Origin of the sequence: Bacillus lumedeiriae, assembly GCF_044891285.1 — a bacterium.
Taxonomy (GTDB): Bacteria; Bacillota; Bacilli; order Bacillales; family Domibacillaceae; genus Pseudobacillus; species Pseudobacillus lumedeiriae.
The window spans coordinates 1-1,036 of the sequence record NZ_JAUIYO010000041.1 but is presented as its reverse complement, the minus strand read 5'-3'; the positions used below and the strand labels follow the sequence as shown (position 1 = coordinate 1,036).

Annotated in this window: 1 protein-coding gene; it reads right to left on the bottom strand. The window is 46.3% G+C overall.

Features of this window, described 5'->3' with window-relative positions; translation table 11 throughout:
- Window positions 1-1,034 (bottom strand): aldehyde dehydrogenase family protein (locus tag QYG89_RS16990; RefSeq protein WP_404319405.1); only part of this gene is annotated, 1,034 nt, incomplete at its 3' end.
- Window positions 1,035-1,036: the final 2 nt, after the last annotated feature.

The window sequence follows — 1,036 nt, the reverse complement described above, 5'->3', positions numbered from 1 at the left end:
AATTCTTTCGTTAATTCCACTGCACGGTTCAATACTTGATCGTATACATCTTCTACGATGACCGCGCGTGAACATGCCGAACATTTTTGGCCGGAGAAGCCGAAGGCTGATTTCACGATCGATTGTGCCGCAAGTTCAAGATCTGCTTCTTTGTCCACTACGATTGTGTCTTTTCCGCCCATTTCAGCGATGACACGTTTGAGCCAGATTTGGCCTTCGTTTAATTTAGATGCACGTTCGAAAATACGCAGGCCGACATCACGGGAGCCTGTGAATGAGATGAAGCGTGTTTTCGGATGGTCAACAAGGTAGTCGCCCACTTCTGCGCCGCTTCCTGGCACGAAGTTTAACACACCTGCCGGAAGACCGGCTTCTTCCATTACTTCGACGAATTTCGCTGCCACAATTGGTGTTGTAGACGCTGGTTTTAATAAAACAGTGTTTCCGCTGACAATTGCTGCAACTGCCGTACCCGCCATGATCGCGAACGCGAAGTTCCAAGGAGAAATGACGATGCCGACACCTAAAGGAATGTAATCGTAGCGGTTGTATTCACCTGGACGGCTTTCTACAGGCATGCCATCTTTTAGTTTCAGCATTTGACGTCCGTAGTATTCAAGGAAGTCAATTCCTTCTGCTGTATCTGCATCCGCTTCATTCCATGGTTTTCCTGCTTCTTTTACCAATAGCGCAGAAAACTCATGCTTGCGGCGGCGGATAATCGCTGCCGCTTTGAATAACACGTCTGCACGGATTTGCGGATCAACTTTTTTCCAAGATTCAAACGCAGTAACAGCTGACTGCATCGCTTGTTCAGCTAGTTCACGGCTCGCTTTTGATACGCGTCCGATCACTTCTTTTTTATCAGCTGGGTTATAAGAAGTAATTTTATCTTCTGTCGTAATTTTTTCGCCGCCGATCACCAATGGGTAATCCTGGCCAAGATATCCTTCAACGAGCTGCAGCGCTTCTTCAAATGCTTGTTTATTTTCAGGTTTTGAAAAGTCAGTGAATGGTTCGTGTTTGTATGGAATCA